At 34.5% G+C, this 26645-nt stretch carries 19 protein-coding genes and 1 riboswitch; of the genes, 2 read left to right on the top strand and 17 right to left on the bottom strand.

What is annotated here, in order from left to right; genetic code table 11:
* Positions 1–98: 98 nt before the first annotated feature.
* Both pelA and lacZ read right to left on the bottom strand, forming a co-directional pair.
* On the bottom strand, positions 99–4175 hold the full coding sequence (pelA, locus tag ACFOZ1_RS02600) for a pectate lyase (RefSeq protein WP_390195533.1): 4077 nt from the start codon (positions 4173–4175) through the stop codon (positions 99–101).
* A 259-nt stretch (positions 4176–4434) separates the two neighbouring features.
* Entirely contained in the window at positions 4435–7530 is a 3096-nt protein-coding gene (gene lacZ, locus ACFOZ1_RS02595; protein ID WP_390195531.1) for a beta-galactosidase, LacZ type, read from the bottom strand.
* Between the two features lie 120 nt (positions 7531–7650).
* On the opposite strand from lacZ, the gene ACFOZ1_RS02590 reads away from it, so the two are divergent.
* Positions 7651–8604, top strand: coding sequence for a LacI family DNA-binding transcriptional regulator (locus ACFOZ1_RS02590; protein WP_390195529.1), 954 nt, complete (start codon positions 7651–7653; stop codon positions 8602–8604).
* Positions 8605–8637: 33 nt separating this feature from the next.
* Here ACFOZ1_RS02590 and ACFOZ1_RS02585 read toward each other — a convergent pair whose 3' ends face one another.
* The 9 genes from ACFOZ1_RS02585 to ACFOZ1_RS02545 all read right to left on the bottom strand — a co-directional run bounded on the left by ACFOZ1_RS02585 (position 8638) and on the right by ACFOZ1_RS02545 (position 20779).
* A complete protein-coding gene (locus tag ACFOZ1_RS02585; RefSeq protein ID WP_390195526.1) occupies positions 8638–10248 on the bottom strand; it encodes a sodium:solute symporter family protein in 1611 nt (536 codons plus the stop codon).
* Positions 10245–10697, bottom strand: coding sequence for an OsmC family protein (locus ACFOZ1_RS02580; RefSeq protein WP_390195524.1), 453 nt, complete (start codon positions 10695–10697; stop codon positions 10245–10247). The genes ACFOZ1_RS02585 and ACFOZ1_RS02580 overlap by 4 nt, the downstream gene beginning before the upstream one ends.
* A gap of 97 nt (positions 10698–10794) precedes the next feature.
* A riboswitch (SAM riboswitch) is annotated at positions 10795–10901 on the bottom strand.
* An 866-nt stretch (positions 10902–11767) separates the two neighbouring features.
* Entirely contained in the window at positions 11768–12901 is a 1134-nt protein-coding gene (locus ACFOZ1_RS02575) for a response regulator (protein WP_390195522.1), read from the bottom strand.
* Positions 12879–15854 carry an ATP-binding protein gene (locus tag ACFOZ1_RS02570; protein ID WP_390195520.1) on the bottom strand — a complete coding sequence of 992 codons (2976 nt, stop codon included), beginning with the start codon at positions 15852–15854 and terminating at the stop codon, positions 12879–12881. The genes ACFOZ1_RS02575 and ACFOZ1_RS02570 overlap by 23 nt, the downstream gene beginning before the upstream one ends.
* Before the next feature lie 206 nt (positions 15855–16060).
* Positions 16061–16582 carry a GGDEF domain-containing protein gene (locus ACFOZ1_RS02565; RefSeq protein WP_390195517.1) on the bottom strand — a complete coding sequence of 174 codons (522 nt, stop codon included), beginning with the start codon at positions 16580–16582 and terminating at the stop codon, positions 16061–16063.
* A gap of 325 nt (positions 16583–16907) precedes the next feature.
* Positions 16908–17591 carry an ABC transporter ATP-binding protein gene (locus tag ACFOZ1_RS02560; RefSeq protein ID WP_390195514.1) on the bottom strand — a complete coding sequence of 228 codons (684 nt, stop codon included), beginning with the start codon at positions 17589–17591 and terminating at the stop codon, positions 16908–16910.
* A 1-nt stretch (position 17592) separates the two neighbouring features.
* Positions 17593–18624: an ABC transporter permease gene (locus tag ACFOZ1_RS02555; RefSeq protein WP_390195511.1), complete on the bottom strand. Its 1032-nt coding sequence runs from the start codon at positions 18622–18624 to the stop codon at positions 17593–17595.
* Between the two features lie 92 nt (positions 18625–18716).
* Positions 18717–20102 carry a sensor histidine kinase gene (locus ACFOZ1_RS02550; protein ID WP_390195509.1) on the bottom strand — a complete coding sequence of 462 codons (1386 nt, stop codon included), beginning with the start codon at positions 20100–20102 and terminating at the stop codon, positions 18717–18719.
* On the bottom strand, positions 20099–20779 hold the full coding sequence (locus tag ACFOZ1_RS02545; protein ID WP_390195506.1) for a response regulator transcription factor: 681 nt from the start codon (positions 20777–20779) through the stop codon (positions 20099–20101). Before ACFOZ1_RS02545 ends, ACFOZ1_RS02550 begins: the two co-directional genes overlap by 4 nt.
* A 226-nt stretch (positions 20780–21005) precedes the next feature.
* On the opposite strand from ACFOZ1_RS02545, the gene ACFOZ1_RS02540 reads away from it, so the two are divergent.
* A complete protein-coding gene (locus tag ACFOZ1_RS02540; RefSeq protein WP_390195503.1) occupies positions 21006–21917 on the top strand; it encodes a methyl-accepting chemotaxis protein in 912 nt (303 codons plus the stop codon).
* A 136-nt stretch (positions 21918–22053) separates the two neighbouring features.
* Here ACFOZ1_RS02540 and ACFOZ1_RS02535 read toward each other — a convergent pair whose 3' ends face one another.
* The 6 genes from ACFOZ1_RS02535 to ACFOZ1_RS02510 form a co-directional block, all read right to left on the bottom strand.
* Positions 22054–23148, bottom strand: a complete 1095-nt coding sequence (locus ACFOZ1_RS02535) for a hypothetical protein (RefSeq protein ID WP_390195500.1) — start codon at positions 23146–23148, stop codon at positions 22054–22056.
* On the bottom strand, positions 23149–24021 hold the full coding sequence (locus ACFOZ1_RS02530) for an ABC transporter ATP-binding protein (RefSeq protein WP_390195497.1): 873 nt from the start codon (positions 24019–24021) through the stop codon (positions 23149–23151).
* A complete protein-coding gene (locus ACFOZ1_RS02525) occupies positions 24002–24778 on the bottom strand; it encodes a TMF family protein (RefSeq protein ID WP_390195494.1) in 777 nt (258 codons plus the stop codon). The genes ACFOZ1_RS02530 and ACFOZ1_RS02525 overlap by 20 nt, the downstream gene beginning before the upstream one ends.
* A complete protein-coding gene (locus tag ACFOZ1_RS02520; RefSeq protein WP_390195491.1) occupies positions 24753–25322 on the bottom strand; it encodes an RNA polymerase sigma factor in 570 nt (189 codons plus the stop codon). Before ACFOZ1_RS02520 ends, ACFOZ1_RS02525 begins: the two co-directional genes overlap by 26 nt.
* A gap of 120 nt (positions 25323–25442) precedes the next feature.
* Positions 25443–25664, bottom strand: a complete 222-nt coding sequence (locus ACFOZ1_RS02515) for a hypothetical protein (RefSeq protein ID WP_390195488.1) — start codon at positions 25662–25664, stop codon at positions 25443–25445.
* A 67-nt stretch (positions 25665–25731) separates the two neighbouring features.
* The coding region (locus ACFOZ1_RS02510; RefSeq protein WP_390195486.1) for an LPXTG cell wall anchor domain-containing protein at positions 25732–26645 on the bottom strand (914 nt) is incomplete at its 5' end.

The following is a 26645-nucleotide window of genomic DNA, read 5'->3' as shown; positions in this document are numbered from 1 at the left end:
TACCTATTTATGTAATATTTTTATTATTTTACATAACAGTATTCTAAAAAAAAGAGTACAACTACCTTTAACGGGTAGTACTGTACTCTTCTCATTACTTAAGATTTTAATTTTCTACGTTGGATGACGAATAATATCGTTCCAATTACTAAGATTGCACCACCAACAAGTAACCAGTTAAACATATTTGTTGCTGTATTCGGTAATATTTCCTCATTATCTGACTCATTTTGGGATTCGTTATCTGTCTCATCAGAAGTCTCTTCTTGAGTCACATCATCGTCCTGTTTCGTTGACTCATCCTTCCCATCTTCTTCCTTATCATTCTCTTTATCCGTCTCTGTACCTTCTTCTTCTGTTGGCGTTTCTTCATCCTCTGGTTCCTCTTCTGGTATAGTAGGTGTTTCTTCATCATCTTCCTCTACCATTGGACCCACTCGTTCTATCGTATTTAATGTGAATGTCTCACCACTAATATTAGTAGAATTTGTACCAATAACTTTTATATATGTTTGATTTTCAAAGTATCCATACGCGTGTGCAACATCTAATAAATCACGAGCAAAGTCTCCTGCCCACATGTAACTTGAGCGATTCTCTTTCTTTAAATCCATAATATCATGTGTCACTAATTCATTTTCTCTTTGAGTAAAGATTGGTAAGTTCGTTCCTATCTCATATAAACGATACCAATAAGAACTATTTTCATCTTCGTAATAATATTGCTCCGTCTCATCAAAACGTTCAAATCGATAACCATGAACTTCTACTTCCTCAAACCACTGAATAGCACCGTCAATTGCTTCTTTTATCTCTGCTGTTTGATCCGGTAATGACATCAAATATTTAACAATTGCTACAGATTCAAACCCAGAAATAGATGGTACTTCAAATGGCCTTCCTGTCGTCGGCTCATATGTGAAAGGATCATGTTGTTGCCCCCATGCCGTTCTTTTCCCATCTACAATAATTTGTGAATTTAATAAATAATCTGTCGCCAAATCAACTGCACTTTGTAGTTCTTTTGCTAGCTCATCATCAATAAGATCTGTATTAAAGGGATACTGCCTTTCTGCCATTAATGTCATTGCCTCAAGAACACGTGTCATTGCATTATCATTGAATGTTACATTATCTTGATAACTACCATTAAGCGGATAGGCTTGTGCAAATCCACCTGTGTCATATTGCATGTTTTGTAAAAATTCAATTCCTTTTAATACAGATTCTTTATATTGTTCATACCCAGTTTCTTTATACATTAACGCCAAGAACAAAATCTCATCAATTGTAGCATTGTTATCAATCGTTCCTGTCTCCATGTCGTGAATAAATGAGTAGGATTCTGAACGTGGCTCTGTACCATCCCATGCTCGTCTAAATAGTGTATCGGATTTATTTTTATCCCAACCACCATGTTCTATTTGCCATGTTAATAAATAATCTGCTTGTTGAATAGAAGCTTCCAAATCATCACTATAATAGGATGCTCTAAGATATGGTACATGATGTGGATCTTCTGTTACTTCTCGTTCAAATGTACCATCTAGATTAATTTTTTCTTCCGTTTCAAAAATAACATATGTTTTCCCACTTTCTGTTGTACCTGTCGTTGTATTCGTTATTGTAAAGTATGGAGATAACTTAGGATTAAAGCTATCCCATGTACCAAGTGCTGCTTCTAACGAGATGTCTGATGTATCAAAATGTTCAACTTTCCCATTAAAGGTTACTTTTACTTTACTCTCTTCTATTACCTCCGCACTTTCTATTTCAATTGGCCCTGGAGGTACTGCATTAGCAACAGGGAAAATAGATATTTCAATAAGTTCAGATTTATTTCCTGCATCATCTATTGCTTCTATCGTAATCGTATTTTCTATAGCTGGAGACAATTTCACTTCTGTATAAAAAGTATAATCATCATTTACTTCTATTTCTTCTCCGTTAATAAGAACATTTCCACTTTCATTCAAGACACCAGAAATAGGATAAGGATTGTATACTGTCTCTACATACTCTCCTTTTTCTTCCCCTACTAATTCATCTAATGTAAGGACAGGTGCGTCTGTTTCATAGATGACTGTATGAATTACTGGTGCAGCTGCTTCATTATTTTCATTTACTGCTTCAATCGTAATCGTATTTTTTCCTTTTATTAATTGTAATGTATGTGTAAAGGAGTGATTATCTGCAAGTGTGATTACTTGGCTATTTATTGTTACAGTACTTGCTTGGTCTACCATTCCTTTTAATACATACTCCGCTTTATTCGTAGCAACAGGTGCATCTATTAATTCAATAATAGGACTTGTATCAACTGGTGTTACTTGTACTGCTGTAGAATACTTACTTGTTGTGACATCATTTCCTGCTGTAATCACATAATAATAGTCATTTCCATTGATAACTGTTTGATCTGTATAAGAAGTTTCCGTTAGGTTATTCGCAATCATTTGATATGCATCTGGTTCATCTACCACACTTCTCCATACATCATAGACTGTCGCCTCTTCGACCGCGTCCCAGCTAATTGTGACTTCTCCATTCCCTGGCATTCCAATTACTCCTGTCGGTGCTGGTAAGCTCTCTACTGGTGTTGCATGAACTTCTTCTGATGCATCGCTTTCACTCGTCCCTGTCATTAAAGAAATCGTGTAATAATACGTTGTACCATTCGTTACCTTTTGATCTGTAAAGCTAGTACCTTTAACTCCTGTAGCAATCACTTCATATGGACCACCTGGAGTTAGACTTCGTTTCACTGTAAATGTCTTTTCTTCAGGTAACTCTGATGGTTGTAAATCTAACGCCCACCCGATGGATGTATCGAATAACTTCCAGCCTGCGTTTGTCATGAAGTCTTCTTGATCTCTGAATAAAAATGTAGAAACACGTCTCTCAGGGACAGCTTCTCCGTTCACGCGTTTTGCACCTTTTTCATAGGCGAAAATAGTTGATTTGGTATCATCATTTACAACTGTTGCAATAACATCTGCCTCTTCTCCAGGAGTTCCAAAGTTCACTTTTCCTGCTTGTGTATATACTTCCACTTCTCCACTCAAACCTGCAGCTAATGGATGTGAAGCATTTTGAATTTGAATAGCAGTTTGGCCATCAATATCACCAGACGCACCTGACGTACTTTCACTCAAATGTACATCATCTACAACCCAACCTTTTGCATAGACAACTGGAATTGGAATATGCATGAATTTCTGACCAATGTCTCCTGATCCGCCTGATTCAGCTACAAATACAATATCATAGCCTTCTGTATCTTCTGTTGTAACAGTTTTAGCTTGTGCAAAGTCGATTTGAAGATATCCTAATGCGTCTAAATGCGTATATGTTTTTACATCTGCTGAGATATCATTTCCGATATACAACATTTTTTTCTTTTCTTCTGCATCTAATGCCCATGCAATGGAAGCGTCAAGTAATTTCCACCCAAGTTCTGTCATATGATCTTCTTTATCTCTATGCAAAAATGTTAAAACACGTTTTGCTGGGATAGTCTCTCCATTTACTCGTTTATCCCCTTTATCATAGGCAAATATCGTAGCTTTATTTGGATCACCATTCACTGTTGCAATGACTGTTGCATCCTCTCCTGGTGTACCGAAGTTTACTTTTCCTGCTTGATTGTATACTTCAACATTGCCGCTTAGTCCAGCTGCTAAAGGATGGTATTTCTCTTGAATCGTAATTTCTGTTTGTCCGTCAATATCTCCAGATGAACCTGATATACTCTCACTTAAATGCACATCATCTACAACCCAACCTTTTGCATAAACAACAGGGATATCCACATTCATGAATTTCTGACCAATATCTGCAGATCCACCCCCTTCTCCAACGAATACGATATCATATCCTTCTGCGTCTTCTGTCGTTACTTCTTTCGCGCGCATTAAATCAATTTGTTGAAAACCTAATGTCTCTAAATGAGCAATAGATTTGTGATCTGAGGGAATATCATCACCGATATAAAGCATTGTTTTTCCATTACCAATTGCTCGATTCCATTCGAGCTTCACTTCACCATCATCAGCTGTTGCTGTAAGACCTGTTGGAGCATCCGTTGCTGCTTCTGCCTGGATTGTTACATTAGATATTGGCATTGTAGTTAGAATTAAAAGAAAAACTAAAAGAATATGGCAAATTTTCTTCATTCGATACACTCCTATTTTTTTGTTATTTAGAGTAAGTCTATGCAGTTATTAAAGCGCTTTCTTTTTTATACTCAAATGTTCACCTCCTATATTTTTCTACTATCTCTATTGTATCAATCTATAGATTACATATTTTTACGTCTATGAGTAAAAATCATTACATATATGGATATATTTTGACCGATTTGCTCTATACAGATAAAAATATAAAAAAAACTGCAACCATTAACGGTTACAGTTATTACACAAAAAATAATTTTTATTTAATTAGTCGAATCGTAAACGAATAACAATAATTACGATTAGCAAAAATACGATATTCTGGATGTGTTTGCGCTCCCCAACTATCATCACCACCAACACCCATTTGCCAACCATTCACCGAAACTACTACTTTATCTGATGAAGGTAATTGATAATGATGACTTGCTTCTTCCAACTCTGCTTTTGTATATGGTAATACTTTCGCTTCAATCGTTGGATTTCCTTCAATAAGTAGTCCGTTTTCTTCTCCTTTTACCTCCATCCATCTCACACCACATTTATTGCCTGTTTCTTGTGGTTTTAAGTAAGGTTCCACCTGTTCGTCAACGGTTGCTTGATGTATAGCAATTTTTCCACTCACTTGTCGGTCCCAATACGTTTCATGTGGACCTTTTCCATACCAGACAAGGTCACGATAACTGTCATCCATTTCCCACTCCACACCGATTACTGGAATATCAGGTAGTCCTTCGCCTGGCTGTAAATCATGTGTTACATTTATTGCGCCATCTGCAGTTACAAGCATCGTTACAGATGTGGTTGTCACAGGATTTGTTGGTAATTCAAATAAAGACATAATATGGATAGTATTTGCTTTCTCCACAACCTTTATCTCATCTAACTTGTACCTATAACTTGCTTCACGCCATACTTTACTATGTTCATCAAGCTTTGCACCACGGTCATTGTCAGTCATCGCCCGCCAGAAGTTCAAACGTAATGGGGAATGCAGGAATTCTTTTCCCTTCACTACATAAGATGATAACAAACCAGTACCTTTCTCTACTTTCATAGAAAACTGCTCACCATTGATTACATATTCAGACTCTTTATCCTCAAGTTGTAGTTGTCCATCTACCTTTTCATTATGGACAACACGCTTTGGATCAACAAATTGCGTAAATGCAATCTCATGTTTCTCTTCCGCCCAAAATGGATTTTCTTTACATAAGAATGCGATTGTCACAACTTGTTCTTTTTCTTTTATGAAAATATTTTCAGGATAGTGCAATGATACTTGCGCCTTTTCTAATGGTTTAATATCAACAGTTAAGGAACCAGTTAATTGCAACTCACCTTCTGTTTCTATTTTCCATACTAATTCATAGTCAGATAAAGATGTGAATAAATGCTTGTTATGAATAACATATTCCCCTTTTTGAATATCTATTGGCTCCACATCTATATTTTGATAACATGCCTTTACTTCATGTAACTTTGCAGAAATTGTACCATCTGCATAAATAACGCCATCACCTGCAAAATTACCATCATGTGGAGATTCACCAAAGTCTCCGCCATATGCTAGATAACTCGTGCCATCTTTTGTTTGATGACGTAATGCTTGATCCTTAAAATCCCATATAAAGCCACCTTGTAAGACATCATATTGATCAAAGAGTTGTGTATATTTGTGTAAATTACCTGTTGAATTCCCCATAGAGTGGGAATATTCACATAAAATATATGGCTTCTTCTCTCCAGGATGATTAGCATATTGCACAAGTTCTTGTGGGCTACGATACATCGTACTTTCCATATCTGATGCAGCATCTGATGGGCGATAATGGAATACGCCTTCATAATGAACAAGTCGTGTTGGGTCATTTTTCTTAAAATAATCATACATTTTTAAGAAATTATCCCCACCAAACGATTCATTGCCTAATGACCAAATAATAATCGATGGATGATTCTTATCCCGTTCATACATGGATTGACAACGATCTAACACATTCTCTGTCCATTCTGGTCTACTTCCTGGTACTGTATCTTCTAGTGTTTCTTGACCATAACGCCACGTACCATGTGTCTCCAAATTCACCTCATCAATCACATACAATCCATATTGATCACAAAGTTCATACCACTTAGGATGATTAGGATAATGAGATGTCCTGACAGCATTGATATTGTATTGCTTCATTATCGTAATATCTTTAATCATATCATCAACAGTTACAGCTCTTCCTCTGTCTGCATCGAATTCATGACGATTCACACCTTTTAGTACTATTCGTTTTCCATTGAGATACATTAGATTATTTTTCATTTCAAATTGTCGAAAGCCTATTTTTGTAGCAAAAGTTTCTATAATCTGATCATTTAAATCTTTGATTACAAATAGTAGTGTATACAAATACGGCTTCTCTGCACTCCATTGCTTTGGATTTTTCACGTCAATTACCGAACGCACTTCTGCTTCTTGAACCTCTGATATTGGTAATTGATGGACAGACTCTGCTATCTTGTGATTTGTCCCATCAAGCAATTGCCATTGCAATATAGTATCATTTGTTTCTTTTTCAAAATAATTCATCATTTTTGCGGATACTTCTAATTGTGCATCACGATACTTTTCATCAAATGTTGTGCGTACTAAATAATCATACAAATGTACTTCTGGCAATGCATATACATACACATCACGAAAAATCCCACTCATACGCCAAAAATCTTGGTCTTCAAGCCAACTCGCATCACACCATCTATACACTTCCACTGCGAGCTTATTCTCACCACTTTTTAAATATGGTGTGATATTAAACTCTGCAGGTGTAAACGTATCTTCACTATATCCTACAAGCTCACCATTAATCCATACATAAAAAGCAGATTCCACGCCAGCAAAATGGAGAATCACAGGCTTCTCTTCCCAATCATCTGGTAACGTAAAAGTTGTAACATATTGACCAACAGGATTATAATTCGTTGGCGCGAATGGTGCTTCGATATCATCATGCTCTATCCATGGATACCTTGTATTCACATATTGTGGATAATCGTATCCTTCCAATTGCCAATGTGCAGGCACCTGAATCTTATCCCATGAAGAAACATCTTCTTCATAAAAACGACTGATTTTTGCATCAGGATTTTCCGCAAAGCGAAAATGCCATTTCCCATTAAGTGACATCCAATTCGAAGATCGCTGTTGATCACCAGCCAAAGCATCGTCAATTGTAGCATAAGGAACCACACTTGCATGCGCTTCCATTCTATTGATTTGGAATATTTCCGGATTATTATTCCATTCTGGATACCCATTTTCTGGTGCTTGATAAATTAGTTTTTCTTTATATAAATTCAATACAATCATACCTCCTTGAAATTGTGGTAGACGAATCATTAATCAAAGGATATAATAATTAGTAAAAATAATCAAGTTAAATTTTACTCTAGTTTTACTAAAAGTGAAAAGAGGACTCTTATGACTACAATAAAAGATATTGCACAAAAAGCGAATGTATCGATTGCAACGGTTTCTCGAGTGCTCAATTATGATAGTACCTTATCTGTAAGTGAAGAGACAAAAAAGCGCATATTTGAAATCGCGGAATCACTATCTTATAGCAAAAATACTTCAAGAAAAAAATTATACAGGCGTGTTGCATTTATTCATTGGGTCACAGAATCAGAAGAATTATCTGACCTTTACTATATGGCGATACGACATGGAATTGAAGAAAGAGCAGAGAAACATCATATTCAATTACAAAAATTCACGCGAGACGAATTAGAGAGTATTCCTAACACAATTGACGGCGTGATTGCTGTTGGACGATTTACGACAACAGAAATTACACTAATGAAGCAGAAATCATGCAATGTCGTATTAGTAGATTCAGATACTGAGAATGCTGGTTGTGATGCGGTTTTAGTAGACTTCTCTTCTGTCATTCGTCAAGCTGTCGAACACTTGATGACACAAGGAATCACTCAGATTGGATTTATTGGTGGCAAAGAGGATATACGAGAAAAAGCAATGCGAAAAATGTTGGTAGAGAAGAATTGCTATAATGAAAAGCTTTTTATTGAAACAAATTATCATATCACCAATGGTTATGAAGCAATGCAGACATTTTTAAAGTCAAATAAAGTAACAAATATCGGCTTTGTCGCAGCAAATGATCCACTTGCGATAGGTGCGATAAAAGCATTACATGAAGCATCAATTAAAATACCAGATGATTGTAGAATAATCGGTATAAATGATATTAGTGTATCAAAATATGTCTATCCCGCATTGTCTACGATTCGAATCGAAAAGGAATGGATGGGAAAAACAGCTGTAGATCTTTTAGTTGAACGGCTGAAAGATGATCGAGATATTCCAAAAAAAGTATATATTGATACTACATTGATACAACGTGAAACAACCTGAATGGATAATTCAGGTTGTTTCTGTTCATGTATTTTATTGAGCTACATGTAATACATTCTCTTCTTGTTCGTCTAATTGGATGACTTGAATACATAGAATAAAAATACTTAGAATCGATACAAAACCAAACAACCCTAGTAATCCAAGCTCATATAATGTCGATGATAGGCTTAATGTAATCACACTAACTACAATTGCGCCAATTACTGTTGCTAGTGTCTTCGGACTTGTACGCCACACAAATGTAGATTTAGATGCTTGCATTACTAGTGTAACAATGACAAGTACAAGAATATTTGTAGACATTCCTATCCATACAGGGTGAACATTCAAGAAAAATTCACTTGGATGCCATCCACCTAAATGATACCATGTTAAACCTGACGCAAAGCCTGCAAATAAAGAACTAACAACTGCAGACCTGTTCACAAGCGGCCAGAATAATGCAGCGACAACTGGTGCAAATGTAGCAGAGTTACGTGTTGTCCATGCAAGTACATTCCACCATGCAGATTGCTCTGTACGCAATAACCCAAAACCAATCATTAAAAATGTTAATACTAATAACGAGATTTTCGTATATTTTACCAACTGTTCATTTGTCGCATTTGGATTTATGGAACTACCCACATCTTTTCCTAAACTAGTCGCACCAGAAAATTGACATGGTGCTCCCCACCCTAATGCACATGCCCAAATACCTAGGAAGAATAAGCCGACTAATGGGGCTGGTAACACACTACTTAAATATTCTGGAAGTGCAATTAAACCTAACCTACTATTTGGTACAACAATTGCAGCAGCAAGACCAAAGAGTATTCCACAAAGAATAAAAGGGACACCCATTACAGATGCAGCAATTAACCCTTTTTGCCCTTCTTCTGGTGTACGGCAAGATAACGCCATTTGGAATGCAGCCTGTGCTAAAATCACATTTACTAAGAATGTTCCAAACCATGCAACAATTACTTGCAGTCCAACACCACCAAAATCAAACATCTCAGGTCTAGTTGTCGCTAAGTTCGCTAACCCTGAAATACCTGGATTAATAAAGACAGCAACAACTCCAATAATTAACATGATTAGAAACACAATCGAGTTCATTGTTTGCGTGAATGCAACAGACCACATCCCACCTGCTTGTAAATAGATAAATAATAATAATGCAGTAAACGCAATCGAGAAAGTGAGAGAGATTCCTGTAAAAACATTCAATGCTGAAGCAAATGCAATCGCTGTTGCAACAGACCACATCGGGAATGCAAATGCAGTAATTGCACCAGCTAGTCCTTTTGCTGCTCTACCGTAACGATCTCCAATCATTCCAGATACTGTGACGAGCATTTTCTTACGGAAAGATTTAATCATTAAGAGTGCAATAATAAGAATTTGAATTGTTTCTGCAATGCCATACCATATTGCAGAGACACCTGTTAAATAAGACAATTCTACGATAGAAATATAAGTAGATCCTGAGAATAAACCAGTAATACAAAATGCGACAGTCCACCAGCGGAAATTCCTTCCTCCAACAAAGAAATTATCTCCTGATGCCGCTTTTTTCTGTGCAATTTTACCAACGATAATTAATAAAGACGTATAAATTAATGCAATAGCAATCATCCATATCCCATATGATGTCATTTCGTCACACTCCAATTCAAGTTAATATCGATTGCTGCATCTAAGAACAGATTGTATGCAGGACAACGTTTCAATACTTCTTCCTTCCATTTTTCAATTACTTCATCCGATTCATTTGAAATAACTTCAATCTCACTTGTGACATTTTTATAATACGGAATGACACCATCTACACCTGCAATGCCTCTACGATCAATTTCCGCAACAGTATCTGACTGTAAATACTCGTATTGATAACCATGTTGCTTTGCTACCATCTCTACAACTATTAGCAAACAACTATTAAATGACCCGAGAATGTATTCAAGCGGTGTTGGTGCTGTATTTGTTCCACCAAGTTTTTCTGGTTCATCAATCTCAAAGTGAAAATCTCTTACTTTATTGGCATAACGAAGTGGTGATACTTGTTTTGTACTTGCTTTTACTGTTCGAATCTCTTTGTTGCTCATCCTTCATTCTCCTTTTTCTCTTTTTCTACAAAACGAAAAGCCTCTTTTTATCTTTATAACTAAGATAAAAAGAGGCTTGATTGCATACTCATCGCTCTTCTTATCTTTCAGGAATTACCCTGCTGGAATTGGCACCATTGCTAAACGAATAGCCGGTTGCCGCGGGATCATAGGACCAGATTCCTCCACCGCTCTTGATAAGAATTATTTTGTTGTTACTAACAATAATAAAATTTAAAAGGAATGTCAATACTTTTTCTGATAATTCTGATTATAATAGTTGGTATTAAAATTACAATGTAGGAACAAAAGCGAAAGCGTCCGGTTAGAAACGTAGTGACTGGAACGAACCAACTGAGATAAAGTGAGACTTCAATCAGTTGGAGTTATAAACTCTGACTGATTGGTAGCGAAACTTATCAGGGTGTTAGCGACCGTTTACCCACAACTAGCATTTTAAATATATAATCTCTTTATTATGTTGTGGGTATTACGGACGCTTATTAACCGTGGAAAAGGAATCACGATGAGCTTGCGAATCGATGATGACTTATTGACAGTTGATTCGTGAAGTCACCTAGTTTCTGGACGCTTAAGCTGGATGAGAACAAAAGCGAAAGCGTCCGTTTAGAAACGTAGTGACTGGAGCAAACTAACTGAGATAAAGTGAGACTTCAATCAGTTGGAGTTATAAACTCTGACTGATTGGTAGCGAAACTTATCAGGGTGTTAGCGCCAGTTTACCCGCAACTAGCATTCTATATGTATAAACTTTCATTATATTGTGGGTATTATGGTCGCTTCACCGTGGAAAAGGAATAATGATGAGGGACGAATCGATGATGACTTATCGTAGGACGGTTTGTGAAGTCGCGTAGTTTCTAAGCTTTGGAGCTAGACGTCACGATTTCCAATAATTAACTTTTAACTACTCCTTTTTGACAACAAAAACCGAGGTCCCATTGATGGTAAACCTCGGTTTGATATGTATGATAAAATAAATTATTGCCTACTTTGATTCTATTGGAATCAATTCAAAAATAGGAGTTCGTTTTTCAAATACTTAGTTATTAAACCTCTATACTCTCTAGCCACTCTTCATACCAGTCCATAACAACAACACTCGGCTGTAGTTCAAGCTCTTTTTCTAGCATTTCCTTTAATTCTTCAAAGCATTTTTGAACTAAAGTACTCTTCCCAGTAATAGCAAATATTTTCATGAGTTCAAAATAGCCTTCTTCTTCTAATGGATATCGTTTATAGATTTCTAATGCATGTTCTGTTGCTTTTTCATAAGCTTTATTTTTTGTATACCATCCAATCATTTTCTTCTTTGTTTGGACCCATAAGTATTGTAATCTTATGTATTCATTATTCGCCCATGCGTAATCAAGATTGAACATATACTCTCCCTTACAATATGCCATTATTTCTTCATATTTTTGAATGGTCTGTTCATTTATTTCTTTGTCTTCTCGAATAAATCTTTCAAAAAGGTCTACATCTATTTCCACATCTCGTAAAACGAGGGAATAACCATTTTTAGAATTCTTAATCTGAATATACTTTACATATTGCTTTAATGTAGAACGAACATGATAAATCGTCGTATATAGTTGTGTATAACTCTTTTCCAACGAAAAGTCTGGCCATAATTGTTCCACTAATTCATCCTTTGTTACCAATCGATCTCGATGATGTAATAAATAAAAGAACAATTGTTTTGCTTTAGATGTACGCCATTTCAATTCAATTGTCTTGTTGCCATCAAAAACTAATGGTGTATGGAATAATTGAATAAACAAATATTGTGATGGAGTTTCTTCTTCCGATAATTGATTTAAAGAAATTCTTTCCATTAATCGTTTTGTCGTCTTCTTCAATCGCTCTGCAGTCGCAGGTTTTAGTAAATAGTCCATTGCATTTAATTCAAATGCCGTTACTGCATATTGATTGTATGCAGTAACAAATACGATATGAAGCTTCGGATTCTCATCTAATAAGATTTCCGCTAACTCCATTCCGTTTATTCCAGGCATCTCAATATCTAAAAATAGAACATCAGCATGGTAATCAGAAACCTTTTCTTGTGCTTCAAATGGATTAGAAAATTTAGCTACAATATCATACGTGTGGATTTTAGTTAACTGATGTGCTAAATAGTCTATAGCTAGTGGTTCATCATCGATCAATATTGCTCGCATCGTATCCACCTCTTCTATCATTCACTTCTTCTATTCTATAAACAACTACAGTACCTATACCTTCTAAACTCCTAATACGTAATTCTTTACCAAATAGTTGTTTCCATCTTTTATTTGTGTTCCATAATCCAATCCCTCTGCCATTCGTCCATTTACCTGATTGTAATTGTGCTAGTATTTCTTTACTCATACCGATACCATTGTCTTTCACAATTATTTGTAGTATACCGTTCCGCTTCACTGTTTTGATTTCAAGGCTACCACCTTTTTGTTGCCTCATAATTCCATGTTTAATCGCATTCTCTACAATTGGTTGTATTGTCAATATTGGAATAACGTAGTTCTTTGTATCATGTACATTCCATTTTATTGTGAGTAAATCTCCATACCTCACTTTTTCAATATACAAGTAATCTTCTACAATTTGTAATTCTTCTTTAATGGGGATAAATTGATGATGGGAAGCAAAATCAAATTTTTTCCGCAAAATTTCACTAAATCTCTCAATTAACCCTCTCATCTTATCAGGTTTAAACACACTTAATGCATTGATAGTATTTAGCGTATTAAAGATAAAATGTGGTTGTATTTGAGCATGTAACCACATTGCCTCCATCTCAACTTGTTGTTTTGTTAATCTTTTCATTTGAACAAGATTATACACACGAGCAAGTAACTCCGTACTATCAACAGGTTTCACAACATAATCATTTGCGCCTGCATGAAAGCCCACTTCCATATCTTTTGAATGACTAAGTGCAGTTAATAACAATACAGGTAACTCTGTTTTACTATAACGCTCTCGGATTTCTTTCGTTAATTCATAACCTGATAGATTTGGCATCATAACATCTAGAATAACTAGATCCCATTCCTTTTGAAATAGATGCTCTAATGCACGATTACTATCACTAATTGCAGTAACTTGATAATTTTCTTTTGATAAAATAGATTCTAAGACATACAAATTCACTAAATCATCATCTACAATTAGAATAGAAGCATGTGCTTCTTCTTCCATCACATCTCTATCATTCAACTGTGGCTTTTCTATTACTTTTACTTCCTTTGTTGGTGTGTGATCACTTATTTGCAACGTAAATGATAACTCTGTGCCTAATCCTTTTTTCGATCTTCCGTATAGTTTTTCTCCATGTAATTCGATTAATTGCTTGGAGATACTTAGTCCTAATCCAACTCCTCCTTCAGATAAATAAGACATGGACTCATCTTGTTCATATGGTTCAAATACGCGAAAAAATGTCGATTGATCCATTCCTACACCAGTATCCATAATCGTAACAACAATCTTCCTATCATCAATTGTAGCTTTTAGTTTAATCCATCCATAATCCGTAAATTTTACCGCATTATGAAAGATATTGTAGATGACTTGCAATACTCTATTTTCATCAGCATATACTGGTGGTAAATCCTCAGGAATCTCATTTTTCAGTTGAACCCTTTTTTTATCTATCATCACCTCAAACATATCCATTATACCTGGCACGATAGCTTGTAAATAAAAAGATTGGTACTGTATCTTCGGCTTCGTTAACTTTAATCTAGCTAAATCTAATAAATCATCTAAAAGTATTGACATCCGATTACCAACATGCAGCACTGTTCGAAGTTCTTTTGTTGCTCGTTCATCTAATTGATTTTTATTTCTATCTAACACGACCTCTGTCAATTGAAGCATACTATGAAGTGGATTTCTCAATTCATGTGATGTATTCGCTAAAAAGGAATCTTTTTCTTTTGCAACATTTGCTAAACTTTCCGCTTGTTCTAGCGACTTTCTATAAAGATTTACATATCTATGCAGCCACATCATTGTAAAACAAGCAATGGTTACAACCAGATCAATTGGATAAAACGCCACTCGTATACCTTGTTCAATCCAAATTCCCCACCAGATAAAATTATGAAACAACGCAACAACAGCTAACATCTTCCAAATATCAGCGACAAAGAATTCCTCACGAATTGACTTTATCAACTGTATAATAGCATAAAAACATGTAGAAATTAGGATAAAATTACAAGCATCTGCAATATACTGTAACCATTGTAATGGTAAGAATATGGTTAACAATAACATACTTATACAAACAGCATAAAACCCGTGACTCCATAATTTATTACTAATTTTATAGCCTACTTTTGCTATTAAGTACAAACCTATCGATAAACCGATTGCTCCTATATTTGCCAATCGAATATTCCATTCAAAGTTCAGCTGTAACCAAAAAGTTAAGATTTTCTCATGACTACCTAAGGATTGAATCACAATAGCAAAAAAGAGTATAAAAAATGTATATAAATAGTTCTTATTATGTTCATGAATGAGAAATAATGCAAATGAATAAATAGCATAAATAAGAAACGCAATCATCACAATTAATTGCATGGAATAAGACAATAGTGTCTCTACTCTAATAGTTGAAGATGTACCAAACTCAACAGATCGAATGATTCCCGCATCATATGGATCTAGATAATTAGCGACTTGTATCAATACTTCTATTACACCATTATCTGTTGCTGTAAATGTTGTTAATGTTGGCACATTCATTGGAGTATAGTACTTTTCTTCCGCTGCTACTGTACCTGATTGTGAGATTTTATTTCCATTAATATATACTTCTGATGCATTGCGCACACTCGGAACAACAATTATAAACGGCTCATTAATTCCTTTATCTACTAAAATAGTTAATTGATAAGTACCATAGAAGATTGATGGTTCTTTTTCTGTTTGATAGTCTCCCCATTTACTTGGTACTTTAATAAGTTGCTCATTCTTAGACTCATCTACTTTTGTAAGCAACTGATTTGGATGAAACAACCAGTCCCCATCAAGCGAAACAATCGATTCCTCCCAAATGGCATTCCCTCTTAAATCTAGTATTCCATCTTTAATAGTGACTTGTTCCTTATTACCTGTCATTAATGGTACCCATAATATACGGCAGACTGATAAAAATATTAGGAATAAGATTAAAGTCAGGAGTACCCTCCAATTCATTCTTCTTGTTATTTTCATGTATGTATTGCACCTCGATAAATGGAGCATTGGTAACTCTCACTAATTATTAAAAATTTGTTTCATTTCATGTGTGCCATAATTACTGTATACATTATTTGGATTCAAAACTAAGAGCGTATTGCGTCTCTTGATTTATTCGCATACATATTCTTATCTGCGACGCGAATTAAATCAAATTCTGTCGTACCATGTCTAGGATAGACGCTATATCCCATACTTATATTACAATAAATTGGAATGTTTTGTACAACAAACATGCGACGAAAGGCAGACTGAATCGTTCTTAACATTTCTAACAAAATAGAGACATCATCTACCAAAATCAGAAATTCATCTCCTGATTTTCTATATACATGCAAATGATATTCCCTAGCAACTTGCTGTAACCTAAAGGCAAATTGACAAAGTATATGGTCACCTATAAGATGACCATATGTATCGTTAATCGTTTTAAATTTGTCGACATCCATAAAAATAATTGCAAATTCAGACTCCGTTTCCTGACATTTATGAATAAATTGTTTAAAACTATACTTAAAATGCCGATAATTAGGTAATTGTGTTAACTCATCTGTAAAGGCCATTTTCTTTAATTCTCCATAAGTAAACTCTTCCGACACTTCCAACATATACACACTCCCCTTACCACTAACTTTACTAACAGATTGTTATGAATATCCAATTATATAGTAATTTTGTTATCTTATCACAAACACATATACAAAAACTATACATATTTTGAAATAACCGTCACTTACCTTCGCTCGCTTCTGCTAACTACGGCTTTAAGATGGGGTTTTCTCGATGATTTTTAGATAAAAACGAAAACTCCCGTTTAGAAACATAGTGACTGGAATGAATCAAAAAAATAAAGGAACCACGATAAGGTACAAATCGATGATGATATAATCATCTAAGAAAAAAGCCCTTGATTCTACATCAAGAGCTCTCCACCTATTCCAATAAATTAATTTTCCCATCTGTCATTTTTACTACTTTATCCACATATGCAAGCATTTCTTCATCATGTGTCACCATCAATGTCGTAATCTGTAATTTTTTGGATAAGTCCTTCAGTAATAACATAATGTCCTTAGACCGTTCAGAATCAAGGCTCGCAGTTGGCTCATCTGCAAACAATATCTTTGGTTGATGGATGATGGCACGTCCTATTGCAACACGCTGCTTTTCCCCTCCAGATAACGAAGCAGGTAATGCGTTTTTTCGATGTGACATGCCGATTAAATCAAATACTCGGTCTACTTCTCTCTTTCTTGCTTGTTTATTTAATGAGGATTCTGCGATATCCAACATTAAAAATAGCTGTTCCTCCACAGTAAGAAATGGCACGAGATGTGCAAATTGAAAGACAAAACCAAATTTCTCTGCACGAATTTTTCGAACTTGTTCTTTCGACATAGAGACCAAGTTATTTCCTTCAAATAGTACACTACCATCAGTTGTTTGCTGTAAGCCTGCAGCAATCGTTAATAACGTACTTTTTCCAGATCCTGATGTACCCATTAATGCAGTAATTTCACCTTGCTTTAGAGACAAATTAATTCCCTTTAATACTTCTTCCTTCACTTGACCATTTTGGAATGTTTTACGAATATTGTTTAGAGTAAATACAGACACGTTACATCTCTCCTTGCTGTATCGCACGTAATGGCTCTACTTTTTTGATTTGCAATGCTGAGATTGTTGCACCAATAAAACCAACGACAAAGAAAATGATCGATAATTGTATAGTTGCCTCTGTAGTTAGGTAAAAAGGCATTTCGCTTGGACCAAATGCTTGAAATAATTGACTACATATCGTTGATAAAGCCAAAGCTATAATCGTAATGATAATCATTTGTGTCCACATCATTGTAAATAATGTTCTTGTTTTTATACCTATTGCTTTTAAGATTCCATATAGCCCAATCTTTTGTACATTCATCATATAGAAGAATATCGCGAACAATAGACCACTAATTATAATCAAAAACGCAATAATCATATTGAGTGACATTTGTTCAGCACGATAACTTGGGAGTGTCTGTAACAATTCATCTTTATTAAATACTTGTAATCCAAGGTCTTCATTTATTGTTCCAGAAGGCAAAAATAGAAATTGCATCGACTCTGTTCGATACATCTCTTGAAAATTTTCGTTACTAATGTAAGCAACAGGAGCATGGCTGAATTTCTTTTGATTAACAAACCCTTTTACAATAAATTCTCCACTAAATTGTTCGCTCGTAAGTCGATCACCAATCCGGATGCCCTCTTTCTCAAGTGATTGATCCAGAATAATTTCTCCATTATGAACAGTTTCAAAAAGCGTAGATTCTGTTGATGTAACAAACGCGACACTTCTTTGTTTATCCTTATCATCATGAAAGAAGCCCATTTGGATAGAGAATGCAACAGCATCCTTCTGTTCTGTTAATATCTCTGTTTGAACTTCTTTGTCTATTTTCGAAAAAGTATAGGTTTCTTCTGCTTCTTCTGTCATATAAAATTCACCATCAGGCATATCTTTAATAAGCGCAGCATTATCCTGTGATAATCCACTTGCTAGACCTGAAATAATAAATGTTAATAAACTAACAAGAAAAACAATGGATCCGATAATAAAAAACTTTAGCTTGTTTCTCTTTATTTCCTTCCACCCGATATTCATCTTCGTTCCTCCTCGTATTGCGGTTTTTACACTATTAAGCATAAGATAGCAATATGAACAGAAGATGAACGAACAATGAAAAACTTGTGACATCATTGATTATCTATCGGTAAAGAAATAACAAATGTTGTTCCCTCTTTCTCCTTACTACTGACAGAAATATCACCATTATGTAAGGCAATTATTGTTCGAACAATTGATAGACCAAGACCTGTGCCTTCCATTGTTCTCGTCCTTGCCAAATCCGCTCTGTAAAAACGATCAAATATCCGATTTAACTCTTTCTCATTTAAGCCAATACCACTATCTTTTACTTGAATAAGCATACTAGCCTCTTCTACCCATAAGCTAATATCAATACTACCATTCAAATAATTATACTTAATGGCATTAGACAATAGATTATCCCACACTGTATGTAACAATGCTGGGTCTCCGTATATTTTTGTACTTGGTAGTGAATAACTAATCATGATTCCTTTCTCATCGAGCATCCATTGATAACTTTTGATTAAACCTTTCAGTTGATCTGCAACATCAAATGTTCTCATATTAACTATCGCTTCTTTTCGATCTAAAGAAGCAAGTAAAAGAAGTTGTTTTGTTAATGTAGACAAACGGGTAATTTCACTATCCATTACGCCGATATACTCAATCTTTTCCTGTTCCTCCAGATCTTCTTTTTTTAGCAAATTCGTGTACCCTTTCAGATTAGATAGTGGTGATTGAATATCATGAGAGATATTCGAAATAAATTCATTTTTCATATCATCTAATTGTTCTAACTGGTAAGACATGCGTTCGAAACTTTGCGCTAGCACGCCTAACTCGTCTTTCCTCTTTGTACCTAAGTTCACTTGAAAATCACCATTTGCTAATCTTTTCGTTGCTTTTGTTAATTTTGTTATAGGTTTCACTAAATATTTTGTACTTACTAACACAAGCAGAATACTAAATACAATGGTTAATGCAAGAATCCATGCAAATAAACTGTGCATTTCGTTAAACAACAAGTCAATATTTGGTCTGATAAACATCGCATAACTGGTACCATTGTGTGTAATAGGAACACCAATTGTATTTGCCAACTCATTCGCAAAAAAACCTGTCACAAATGTCTGTTGAGGAAATTCTTCGATTCCATGATATATTTCTCCATTTAATACGGTATCTATAATAGATGTCTCCAAATATTGTTCACGAAAATCCTCACCGTAGTAACTTCCCACCTTCTCTTCATCTACAAGATAAAATTGATAGCCAACTGATGCGACATTATTTAAATAAGCATCTAATTCGATATTTGGATGTTCTTCAAGAAATGTAGCAATATCCAATGCAATCGTTGTATTTTTTTCATCATTAAATGGTTTTAATTTTATTTGGTAATAGCCATTGGAAATGAAAAATGCAAGAATGCCACTACTAATCATAATGCCAATTGTCATCACAACAAATTTCACGTATAAGGACTTCATGATTTTCGAACCTCTAACATATAACCAACTCCACGGATGGTTTTAATCGAAAAATCTTTACTTACATTTGCAAAACGTTCTCTAAGTCTCTTTATATGTACATCCACTGTCCGATCATCTCCAGCAAAATCTAAGCCCCATATATAAGTGATTAATTGTTCTCTAGAGAATGCTTGCATTGGATGTGACATTAAATGATATAGAAGATCGAATTCCTTTAATGGTAACAATAAAGTCTTCTCATTCACTTGTACTTCATAGCTAGCTTTATTAATGATGGTATTTCCGATTTTTATTATGGACTTATCCTCAGACTGATTATATCTCCTTAATAATGCTTCTATTCGGAAGAGCAATTCTTTAGGCTCAAATGGTTTCACTAAATAATCATCTGTACCTGATTTAAAACCAATTTCCTTATCGCTAATCTGACCTTTAGCCGTAAGCAGAATAATAGGGATATCATAATTTTGTCTTATTTCTTTCGTTAATTCATAACCATTCATATATGGCATCATCACATCTACAATGACTAACTGACACGATGTCCTCTTTAATTGTTGCAATGCTTCCATACCGTCTTTTGCTGTCATTGTCTTGTAGCCTGCTTGAATTAGATATTCACTCACAATCGTTACTATATGATGGTCATCATCTACAATTAGAATCGTTGTCATAATATTACATATCCCTTCTCTTTTCTATATCATTTTACATTATAGTTGCACAATTCACAGAAGATAATCAAGTTTCTATCATACCCTCATGTCCTCTTGTTCGCTATATAGATTTAAAATTATATTTTCGACAAAAATGGAGCAAATTTGTTCTATATATAAAAGGAAGTGTGATATAGTTATACAAAAATTATACAATATACACAAATGAAAGTAGGAACAATAGATGTTAGATATATTAAATAAAAACTCTGTCACAAATGAATTGAAATTACAAACAATTAATCAAAATCTAGCCATGATTCAATTTGATCGATCCTGTAAAGTAGTAGAAGTCAACTCACTTTTTGCACATGTGATGAAATACAATCATCCGCATGAATTGATAGGTAAACATCATAAAGAATTTTGTTTTCCTACTTTCACAGATAGTATAGAGTACAGAGAATTTTGGCGAAAGCTACTAAATGGTGAAGCACACCAAGACAAAATTAACCGAAAAAATGCAATGGGAGAATCTATCTGGCTCGAAGCGACTTACATGCCTATAATAGAAAACAATCGTGTAATCGGTGTACTAAAAATTGCGACAGATATTACTGAAAGACAAACTAATATGGAAGGATTGGCTAAAGAATTACAACAAACAGCACATACACTATCTGAACAAGCAGCAAATGGATTGAAAAATCAAGAAGAGTTAAAACAAAAATTAATGGAAATCAACCATATTTCTGATAAAAATGCACAAACGCTAACAATTTTACAAGAAAAAGCGAGAGAAATTGAAAAAGTTGTAGAAACAATCAAAAAGATTGCTTCACAGACTAACCTATTATCGTTAAATGCAGCAATTGAAGCAGCAAGAGCTGGGGAACACGGACGAGGATTTCAAGTTGTCGCACAAGAAGTTCGCAAATTATCTACAATGGTACAAGAATCCATCACAGAAGTAAATACAAATATTACAAATATCACAAATGAAATTGAACATATCGCAAATGGTATCAATACAATGGATCACAATCTAGATTCAAGTAAAAAACAAATTCAACAGACTACCAATGATTATCAAAATCTAGCAAACTCATCAAAATTACTAACAGAAAAAGCAGCAGCATTAAATGATGTGATGTGAAAAATAAAAGTGGAAATACCAGAATTCCCTGCTCGACGCAGGGATTCCTCTCGCCACACAGGAATTACTCACAGCCACGCAGGGATTCCTCACACGACAAAGAGATTCCCCCTACCACCTAAAATTAAATAAAAACCTAAGAAACCACTTCTTTCCGCTTCACTATTCGATTAATCCAAAACGGAACAACACATAATACCCCTATCATTACAATAACCGCTAGAATTGCATATAATACAATCACACCAAATAGTTCTATTGCTTGATAAGAACTAAAGAATTTTTCTACATTCATCACATACAAAAAGGAAAATTGCAACATGTGTTCAAGGACTTTTGGTAAATCGACTGCTTCCATTAAGAAATAAGGTACAGCAAAAATACTTCCACTAATAATTAACGATACAAATGAATTTTTACAAAGTGCAGAAACAAGTACAATCGTAAAGGCAAACGCACATGCACCCAATAAATGAAACCCTAATTCTATTAAATGAAATTCAAGCATGGTAAAACTAAATGGAGAGAAATAATATTTAAAAGAATATTGAATGGCAGTATCCCATCCATTATGACTAAATTGAATTCCATTCCAAATAAGATTAAAAATTTCCCAACCAAGTACAACAGCGACAGTATACACAAAAGCAGCTGCTAACTTTGCATACACAATCGGCTTCCTTCCTTTTTTCGCACTTAATATGTAATTGTCTACACCTGTATAATGCTCTTGTGTAAATGTTGTAGCAAGTCCAATTAACAACATTGCACCAGTTATCATAATAGAAAAAAAGCTTGCATAATCAATTGTCTCTATTGGCCCCTTATTATATGCAAAGTAACTTGTATCAATTTGCTCATGCATACTTTTTTCATGTTTTGCAGCAATACTATTCTTCGCATCTAACTCTTGAATAAGTTCCACTTTATTTTGCTCTATTTGGGAACCATATGTGATAGATTCATAGACACCCATCAATGTCCATTCATTATCAGTTAATTGTATACCTTCTTCTGCATACAATTTTTCATTTAACACTTCTACTTCCTTTTGCGCTATCGCTAACTTTTCTTCTGTGATAGTACCTTCAAAAGATTGATACACTTCCCTTTCCTCTGCCGCACCATGATAATAAGTAAAACCAGTTGAAAATAAGACAAGAACAAAAAAGACAATATAGATTATTTTTTGACTAAATAGTTTGTATAATTCCATTTGAAACAACGCCATTTATGCTACCTCCTCATCGAAATAATACAAATATAAATCTTCTAAATTTGGTTGTACCGCAACTGCATGTGGGGATGGCATTGTATCGCTGATAATTCTAAGTTCCATTCCTGCTTCTGTTTTTACAATATTACCAACTTTATAGGATTGTTGGAATGCTGGGATTTCCATTTCATTAGACACTATCACTTTCCATACTTTTTGTTCTAATTCCTTAAGTAACAATTGTGGAGATTCTTTTTGAATTAATCTACCATCTTTTAAAATAATCACTTCTTTTGCAATAAACTCGATATCTGAAACGATATGTGTCGATAATAAAACAATCCGATTGGATGCAATAGTAGAAAGTAAATTTCGAAACCGAATTCGTTCTTTCGGATCAAGTCCTGCAGTAGGTTCATCCACAATTAATATTTTAGGATCATTTAACAGTGCTTGTGCAATACCCACTCGTCTTTTCATTCCACCTGAGAATTTACCTACTTTCTCTTTTCTCCTGTCATATAATCCGACAAGTTCTAACGTTTCTTTCACCTTTACTTTCGCTTCTTTCTTCGACAGTCCTTTCAATGTTGCAATATAATGAAGAAATTTCTCTGCTGTAAATTGTTTATATAGCCCAACATGCTGGGGTAAATAACCGATTAAATCACGGTATTGATGATCCATGATTGTGATATCTCTGCCATCATAGTAAATATTCCCTTCTGACGGCCTCATCACATTTGCTATAATTCGCATCAGTGTCGTCTTTCCTGAACCATTTGCACCTAAAATACCATATACTCCAGTAGTAAATTCCAAATTTAATGATTGTAATACTTGTTTTTTTCCAAATACTTTTGTCAAATTACTCACTAATAAGCTCATATGTCCAATTCCTTTCATACATATTCTTCATTTTCCATGCAATATAAATCGATGCGATTACAATAATCGCTATATAAAATAATCCATTTATCATTTCTAATTCTTCACGTATGTCTTCAATAGAAATAGTTATAATAAAACATGACCAAATAACGATACTTGAAATAATAGAGATTATCGGTTTGGCTTTAGAAAATATCCACAAAAGAATTGCTGCAATGACAGTGAATGGTGTCAACCAATAAAGCATCAACTGCAACACGTTCACTTCCTGTCTCAATAATAGAAAAACAATAGTTAAGCACAGATTAATTACTATATTGAGGCAGCCCACAATAACCATTCTTGCTAATAAAATTTCATGTAAGCTATACGTAAAAGATAATTCTAATTCGAGCATCCCTTTATTTGTACGTTTTGCTATTTCTACAACTCCGAATAGCATTGGAATTGGTGCAACAATTAACATCATTAGGTATGGATCCACTTGATACAAGAAGGTAATAATAGCTATTGCAATGGACATAGCCATATTGCAAACCCAAAAAAGCTTGGAGAAATAGCTAATCTCTCTCGTTGAATGTGATAAAATTTTTCTGATTTTATCTATCTTCTTCTCTTCTTTTGGAACATATTGCCTCAATACTTTAATTGTCTGCATCATTTCAAGTTCACTAGGCAATTCCACATCAAAAGCTTGAAAGGACTTCTCCAATTCCTTTTCTAACTGTTCAATATCGTTGGTTTTTTTTCTCATATGGTTCACCTCTATCTAAGTATTTCGCAAGTTTTTCTAATCCTTGTTTTAGTCTTGATTTCACTGTAGATATATTTGCATCAGTCATCTCTGCAATTTCTTTCATCGTACTATCATGGTAATACCTTAAAATAATTGCTTCTCGTTGCATTTCAGGTAATTGGAGGATAGCGTGTTTTACTTGAGCACGTGTTTCTTTCTTCTCAAAAATATATGGTACATTGCTTTTATCATTTTCTATCGCATCATCAAGTATTGTTTCTTTTTCTTTTTCCTTGTGTTTCTTACTCCGCCAATAATCTCTACAATGATTGACTGCCAGAGTATAAAGCCAACTTTTAAAGCTACCTGTATTTTTGTATAAAGAAAGCTTCTGCATCATTTTGATAAAGATTTCTTGTGTTAAATCATATGCGAGCTCTTTATTCCCTACTTTTCGATAAACAAAAGCGTAAATTTGTTGATAATATTTTCTTGTTAATACTTCCATTGCCGCTTGACTACCTTGCATGATTTCTTTAATTAATTGTTGATCTTCTGGCATTATTGTCACCTCGTATTGTTAAACGAAATCGGATGTAAAAAAGTTTTAATAAAAATCTAAAAGACTATCATTAGCATAACAAAAGAGGCAATACTCTTCAGCATGCCTCTATACCTTTTCTTATTCTCTTTTCTTTAAACTCTCATTTTCTTTCTTTAATTGGTGATTTTCCATTTGTAATTTACCATTATCTATTTTCAATTCTTCTAATCGTTGTTCTGCAATTTTTAATTCTTCTTGTAATTCTCTATTTGTTATTTCTTCTGCTGACGAATCTACTGGACTCTCATCAGAACAACCGAACAAAATTAAAATTACAGCCACACATAATAATTTTTTCATCATTTAACCACTACCTTACTCCATTGAGAAAAGGTGACAGTTTAAACTGACACCTTGTTCTCTTTTGTTAATTTTTGCGATACCTTACCATTCCAATTATCAAACCGAACAGTAATAATAACGCCCCGAAAGCTAACCAATTAAACATGCTAGTAGCAGTATTTGGTAACATTTCTTTACCTGTATTATTTTCTTCTTTGTTACCTTCATCTACAGGTTGAGGTTGTTCAGTATGATCTTCTTCATTGACACTTGTTTCAAATACAGCAAAAGTACTAAAGTGATTTGTAGTTGCAATAACTTTTCCATCACGATATTCTCCACCAATTAACTCCCATTTCTCTGTATCTTCATTCCAATAGAACACTTTTAACAAATTAGTATCTTTTACATTTTCGGTATTCACTACAAATGTTAAAGTAATTGGTGTATCAAATTGATGTTTCACTTTACCATCAATCATAATTGTAAAGTCATAAACATCACTCTTCGCACTATCAATTGTCGCCATTTTCTTTACATTAACTGAAATTTCATTTGTTACATCTTTTAATAAAGCGTGTGGAATAGATAATGCAACAGAATGATTTTCAATTTGCAAATCTTTATTTTCTTTAATCAATTTTGCTAATTGCTCTTTCGCTACATTTACTGTAATATCTGTAGCTGCAATTTGAGTTAAATTGATTGTTGAAATTCCTTTTTCACCTAAATAATCGAACATTTCGGAAGGTAGATTTACCTTATTGCTTGTTTCTTCACCTGGTTCTTGATCTTCTCCTGGTGTTTCTTCTCCTTCACCCGGCTCTTGATCTTCTTCCGGTGTTTCTTCTCCTTCACCCGGCTCTTGATCTTCTCCCGGTGTATCTTCTCCTTCACCTGGCTCTTGATCTTCTCCTGGTGTTTCTTCTCCTTCACCCGGCTCTTGATCTTCTTCCGGTGTTTCTTCTCCTTCACCCGGCTCTTGATCTTCTCCCGGTG

The organism is Gracilibacillus marinus, from assembly GCF_042651725.1.
GTDB classification, from domain to species: domain Bacteria; phylum Bacillota; class Bacilli; order Bacillales; family Amphibacillaceae; genus Gracilibacillus; species Gracilibacillus marinus.
Note: the sequence above shows the minus strand (reverse complement) of the source record. Positions and strands in the feature narration are given on the sequence as shown.

Coding starts and splice junctions, on each gene's coding strand:
- pelA (WP_390195533.1), bottom strand. CDS start 4,175: ATGAAGAAAATTTGCCATATTCTTTTAGTTTTTCTTTTAATTCTAACT.
- ACFOZ1_RS02585 (WP_390195526.1), bottom strand. CDS start 10,248: ATGACATCATATGGGATATGGATGATTGCTATTGCATTAATTTATACG.
- ACFOZ1_RS02520 (WP_390195491.1), bottom strand. CDS start 25,322: ATGCCAGAAGATCAACAATTAATTAAAGAAATCATGCAAGGTAGTCAA.
- ACFOZ1_RS02535 (WP_390195500.1), bottom strand. CDS start 23,148: ATGGCGTTGTTTCAAATGGAATTATACAAACTATTTAGTCAAAAAATA.
- ACFOZ1_RS02525 (WP_390195494.1), bottom strand. CDS start 24,778: ATGAGAAAAAAAACCAACGATATTGAACAGTTAGAAAAGGAATTGGAG.
- ACFOZ1_RS02565 (WP_390195517.1), bottom strand. CDS start 16,582: ATGTTGGAAGTGTCGGAAGAGTTTACTTATGGAGAATTAAAGAAAATG.
- ACFOZ1_RS02545 (WP_390195506.1), bottom strand. CDS start 20,779: ATGACAACGATTCTAATTGTAGATGATGACCATCATATAGTAACGATT.
- ACFOZ1_RS02555 (WP_390195511.1), bottom strand. CDS start 18,624: ATGAATATCGGGTGGAAGGAAATAAAGAGAAACAAGCTAAAGTTTTTT.
- ACFOZ1_RS02590 (WP_390195529.1), top strand. CDS start 7,651: ATGACTACAATAAAAGATATTGCACAAAAAGCGAATGTATCGATTGCA.
- ACFOZ1_RS02580 (WP_390195524.1), bottom strand. CDS start 10,697: ATGAGCAACAAAGAGATTCGAACAGTAAAAGCAAGTACAAAACAAGTA.
- ACFOZ1_RS02540 (WP_390195503.1), top strand. CDS start 21,006: ATGTTAGATATATTAAATAAAAACTCTGTCACAAATGAATTGAAATTA.
- ACFOZ1_RS02530 (WP_390195497.1), bottom strand. CDS start 24,021: ATGAGCTTATTAGTGAGTAATTTGACAAAAGTATTTGGAAAAAAACAA.
- ACFOZ1_RS02570 (WP_390195520.1), bottom strand. CDS start 15,854: ATGACAGGTAATAAGGAACAAGTCACTATTAAAGATGGAATACTAGAT.
- ACFOZ1_RS02550 (WP_390195509.1), bottom strand. CDS start 20,102: ATGAAGTCCTTATACGTGAAATTTGTTGTGATGACAATTGGCATTATG.
- ACFOZ1_RS02515 (WP_390195488.1), bottom strand. CDS start 25,664: ATGAAAAAATTATTATGTGTGGCTGTAATTTTAATTTTGTTCGGTTGT.
- ACFOZ1_RS02575 (WP_390195522.1), bottom strand. CDS start 12,901: ATGCGAGCAATATTGATCGATGATGAACCACTAGCTATAGACTATTTA.